The 5,204-nt window shown below is 39.6% G+C and carries 5 protein-coding genes; all 5 read right to left on the bottom strand.

Features of this window, described 5'->3' with window-relative positions; genetic code table 11:
- Positions 1–184: 184 nt before the first annotated feature.
- Complete coding sequence (locus COZ07_RS06800) at positions 185–1,312, bottom strand: M20 family metallopeptidase (protein WP_406607817.1); 1,128 nt, start codon at positions 1,310–1,312, stop codon at positions 185–187.
- Positions 1,309–2,538 carry a threonine synthase gene (locus tag COZ07_RS06795; RefSeq protein ID WP_406607816.1) on the bottom strand — a complete coding sequence of 410 codons (1,230 nt, stop codon included), beginning with the start codon at positions 2,536–2,538 and terminating at the stop codon, positions 1,309–1,311. The genes COZ07_RS06800 and COZ07_RS06795 overlap by 4 nt, the downstream gene beginning before the upstream one ends.
- Before the next feature lies 1 nt (position 2,539).
- Complete coding sequence (locus tag COZ07_RS06790) at positions 2,540–3,481, bottom strand: ABC transporter permease (protein WP_406607815.1); 942 nt, start codon at positions 3,479–3,481, stop codon at positions 2,540–2,542.
- Positions 3,478–4,548 carry an ABC transporter permease gene (locus COZ07_RS06785; RefSeq protein ID WP_406607814.1) on the bottom strand — a complete coding sequence of 357 codons (1,071 nt, stop codon included), beginning with the start codon at positions 4,546–4,548 and terminating at the stop codon, positions 3,478–3,480. Before COZ07_RS06785 ends, COZ07_RS06790 begins: the two co-directional genes overlap by 4 nt.
- Positions 4,535–5,204: ATP-binding cassette domain-containing protein (locus COZ07_RS06780; protein WP_406607813.1), on the bottom strand; the 670-nt coding region annotated here is incomplete at its 5' end. The genes COZ07_RS06785 and COZ07_RS06780, both read right to left, overlap by 14 nt.

Genomic DNA, 5,204 nt, shown 5'->3' with positions numbered 1-5,204 from the left:
TTTTAGCAACTTCAAAAATTCTAAAAAAATCTTCTCTCTCGAAATCCTTCAAAGAAAGGATATCTCTTCCTAAAAAACTACGCATTGAAAACCTCCTCGTTTTTTTAATTATATAGTGCAGCTACATTTAATTTGCGAAATACATGCTTTCCACGACCATAATCCCCTGGCAGACTTGCCCCGGTCATGATTTCAAAAATTCAAGAAAAGTATCGACTGACTGGTAAAGAGATTCCAATTCGATATATTCATCGTTTTGATGAGCTTGGGCAATATCACCAGGGCCAAATACAATAAAGGGTATCTTCTTTTCAGGAATAATGGTTCCTCCATCAGTACAGTATTTCACAATGGTCGCCTCTTTCACTCCGGCAACTTGCATAAATTTTTGGATATATAAATTATCTAAACTGGTAAAGATAGGGGGATGATAATTAAATATTTCTTCCTTAAATTGTACTCCGAATTCTTCTGCTATATCTCGACCCTTTTTTCTGACCAATTCTAACGCTCTCTTCTTATCTTCCTCTGAAATTACTCTAAAATCAAGCTGTACTTCTGAATAATTGGGGACAACGTTTACCTGCACCCCACCGTGGAATTGTCCTATATTAATAGAATTATTCCCCCATAAAGGGTCTGGATTAAATAATTTTTTATATTCTTCACTCACTTCAAGAACAAATTTACTTCCCGGTACCACTGTATTTACTCCCAGCTCAGGGGTTGAACCATGGGCTGATTTTCCGTAAAATTTAGCTTTTATCCATATTTCTCCCTTTTCTCCAACCGCTACCTGAAGGTTGGTTGGCTCAGTGATAATAAGAAAATCGGTTTGATCAAAAAATCCCTGATCAACTAAGGTCTTTGCTCCTCTATAACCCCACTCTTCATCTGCCGTAAGAGCTAATTGGACTTTTTTCTGGGGGGTGATACCCCTTCTCTTTAAAAGTATTAAGGTATAAATAATAGCAGCCACTCCACCCTTCATATCTGCGGTGCCTCTCCCATACATTTTCCCCTCTTCCATTAACCCCTGAAAGGGTGGCTTGCTCCAATCCTCCTCTATTACTCTTACGGTGTCTAAATGTCCGCAAAGAGTAATATTCCTCTCCTCTTTTCCCTCAATTTTAGCCACGACTGAGCTCCTTCCTTCTTCCAAAGGAACCAACTCGGAAGGGATATCATTTTTTATGAGGAATCCCTTTATAAAATTAGCAATCCCATCTTCATTTCCGGGAGGATTTACACTTTTAATCTGAATAAGCCTTTGAAGAAGTTCATTTAATTCTTTCTTCTCTAAATCGTTCACTTCATTGCCTCCTTCACTGCTTTTAAATTGGGATCTATCACTAAAACTTCTCCTCCCGCTTTCTTAGCACTCTCTACATCTTTTAAACCATTCCCGGTAACCAATACCACCACCTTTTCTTTTCTGGAAATTTTCCCTTCTTTCAGGGCTTTGACCATACCGGCAAAGGCAGTAGAACCGGCAGGTTCAGCAAATATTCCCTGTTTCGAACCTAAATATTTAATCGCTTCCAGTATTTCTTGATCACTTACCGCCATCCCAAATCCTTTTGATTCTTTTATATCTCTTACCGCCATTACCCGATTTCTGGGAATCCCTACGGCAATACTATCGGCAATCGTCTTTGGCTCCACAAATCTTACCAGGCCATCACCATTAACTGCCTCCACAATCGGCGGACATCCTTCTGCCTGTACGGCAACCAGTTTAGGTAAATGATCAATAAAACCTAAGGAAAACATATCCTTATACGCTTTAGCCACCCCGGAGATGATACCGCCATCTCCTACCGGGACAAATATATAATCGGGGACTTGGAAGTCCATCTGCTCAATAATCTCCAAAGCAACCGTCTTTTTCCCTTCGACCATATAGGGATTAAAAGCAGTATTACGGTTGTACCACCCAAATTCTCTGCTTGCTTTAATGGAGAGGACAAAGGCCTGATCATAAGTGCCTCTTACCGCAAAAACGACTGAACCAAATACCAAAAGCTGGACCATCTTAGCACTTGGTGCGGTTTGAGGAACAAAAATGTAACTCTTTAAACCCACTGAGGCAGAAGCTCCCGCTAGTGAAGAGGCCGCATTGCCGGTAGAGGCACAGGTAACCATTTTTTCTCCTAATTCTAGAGCCTTTACCACCGCAATAGCTGAGGGCCTATCTTTTAGAGAAGCAGTGGGATTTCTTCCGTCATCTTTAATCCAGATATTGGACATTCCCAAATCTTCTCTTATTCTTTTCACTTCATATAAAGGGGTCCAACCCACTTTTGACGGCCCAATTTTAGTTATATCGTCCACCGGTAAAAGTGGTAAATATCTCCACATCGAATATTCACTTTTCATTTTAAGTATTTCTTTAGTAAATATTTTTTTAATCTTAGAATAATCATAAATAATTTCTAAGATACCCTCATCTCCACATTGGGGACAAGTATATTTGATCTCCTTAGGTTTATATTCTGTTCCGCACAGTAAGCATTTTAATTTCTGGACATAACTCATTCTATTTCTCCTCTCTGGCATAAGGAATTCCTAATTCTTTTGGAACTCCGATATGTTTAGCTTTTACTAATAAAGTTGCCACAATAATTAATATAAAGGTAAGAAAATAGGGCTGCATACTAAGCAGTGCTGAAGGAATGGTGGTTCCCATCGATTGAAGTTGAAATTGGAGGGCATTAATTGCTCCAAATAAATAGGCGCCTATTAAAGCATACGGGGGATTCCACCTGGCGAATATTACCAGAGCAATCGCCACCCATCCCCGGCCAGCAGTAATGCCATCTAACCAGAAAGGGGCACAATTAAGGGTAAGATAAGCCCCTCCTGCTCCAGCCATCAACCCCCCAAAGAAGGTCCAGAAATATCTTACTTTATATACATTTACCCCCATAGCATCAGCTGCCTGGGCATTTTGTCCCACCGCTCTTAGCTGGATTCCCGCTTTAGTTTTGAATAAAATAAACCAGGTTATAATTACCAGAATATAGGACAGATACACCATATAATCCTGCTTGAAAAGAATGGGACCAAAAAAGGGAATTTGGGAAAGTCCTGGAATTATTACTTGAGGTATAGTATGGGCTAATTGCAGATTTACAAATTCTTGTCCATAAAAATTAGTTACACCCAGACCAAAAATACTTAAAGCCAGACCACTTACTACCTGATTTCCCCTTAAGGTAATAGAAATAAAAGCATGAATTAGGGAAGCTAAACCACCGGCCAGCATGCCCATAAAAAAGGCCCAATAAATTTGACCGGTCATAAAAGCGGTGGCAAAACCTACCAGTGCTCCAATAATCATCATACCTTCGATTCCCAGATTAAGAATTCCGGAACGTTCGGTAAATATTTCGCCAATGATGGGAAAGAGCAATATGGTTCCGGATTCCACAGTTGCCGCTAAAAGAATTATGGTAATTGCATAAGCATCTGGTCTCATATAATCTTTCTCCCTTTATAATAAAGTTTATAATTAGTGAGGATTGCCCCTCCCAAAAGAAAGAAAAGAATCGAACTTTCTATCAGCCCCACAATTCCTATGGGAACTTTCATAGTAATCTGTATTTGAGAGGCCCCGGCAAATAATCCTCCTAAGAAAAAAGAAACTATCATGGCGGTCAGAGCATTAAGACCAGAAAGCCAGGCTACAATAATGGCGGTATATCCGTAGTCAGGATTAATCTCAATTTGTAACATATGAATAATCCCCGAGATCTGAGCCATGCCAGCCAGACCAGCCAGACCCCCGCTTATAATCATAGCTAGAATAATATTTTTCGCAATATTAATACCAGCATATCTGGCCGCTATCTCATTTTCTCCAATCACCCTGATTTCATAACCAAATTTGGTCTTTTTAATAATAATCCAGATAATAATAGCGGCAATAATTCCAAAAATTAATCCCAGATGTATTCTGGTATGTGAAATTAATTTAGGTAATTGAGCATTTAAGTCAAAGATTTTGGTAAGGGGAAACCCAAAACTGCGTGGATTTCTCCAGGGACCATACATTAAAAATTTTAAGCTATAAAGAGCAATATAATTTAATAATAGAGTAGCTATGACTTCATTTACTTTCCAATAGGCTTTCAGGGCAGCCGGTATCAGCGCCCAGAGGGCTCCTCCGACCATCCCGGCAATACACATCATCATAAGAAGAATTGGTCTGGACATCGTTTCCGCAGAATTAAGGGCAAAATAGGTACAAAAAATTGCCCCCATAATATACTGCCCATAGGCACCTATATTCCAGTAGTTCATTTTAAAAACCAGGATAAGACCAACCGAGATAAGAAGAAGAGGAATGGCAACTACAATGGTTTCGGAAAATACATAGGTACTTCCAAAGGCACCGATAAATATCGCTTTATAAACCGTAAGAGGATTTACCTGGGAAAACATCACGGCAATACCACCAATTAACACACCCAAAAGAATAGATATTAAGGGAATGAGAATACGCAAATGAAGCGGTATATTTTCTCTCTTCTCAAACTTTAACATTCTCTTCTCCTTTGACCAAAGGATTTTTATGCACCCCAGCCATCATCAATCCTATTTCATTAATATTGGCATCATCTATATCCACCATACCCACAATTTTACCCTCATAGATTACCCCAATTCGATCGGAAATCATCAGCAATTCCTCAAGATCTTCTGAGATGAGCAGTATGGCCACGCCTTGATCTCTTTCTTCTAATAATTTTTTCCGGACAAATTCGGTAGCTCCTACATCTAACCCGCGACTAGGATGAACCGCGATCAATAAAGCTGGTTCCTCTCTGATTTCTCGGGCTAAAATTAGTTTCTGTAAATTACCTCCGGATAGAAATTTTACCGGAGCATTTTCTCTGGGTACCATAATATTGAATTGCTTGATTAATTCTCTGGTATATTTGGCAGCTTCCTCATAGTTTAAAAAAATCCCCCGGGAGATCGGCTCTCGATCATATCGCCTGAGGATAGCATTTTCTACCGAACTAAGATTAGGCACCAGCCCTACTTTAAGCCGATCGGGAGGAATATAATTGGTCCCCTCTTTAGTAATAGCTTTGGGACAAAGATTAGTTACCTCTTCACCTTTGATATAAACCTTCCCGGCAATTGCTCTTCTTAAACCAACAATGACTTCAGCTAATTCTGTTTGTCCATTCCCA

The sequence above is a fragment of the Candidatus Infernicultor aquiphilus genome (assembly GCF_002784285.1).
Taxonomy (GTDB): domain Bacteria; phylum Atribacterota; class Phoenicimicrobiia; order Phoenicimicrobiales; family Phoenicimicrobiaceae; genus Infernicultor; species Infernicultor aquiphilus.
Note: the sequence above shows the minus strand (reverse complement) of the source record. Positions and strands in the feature narration are given on the sequence as shown.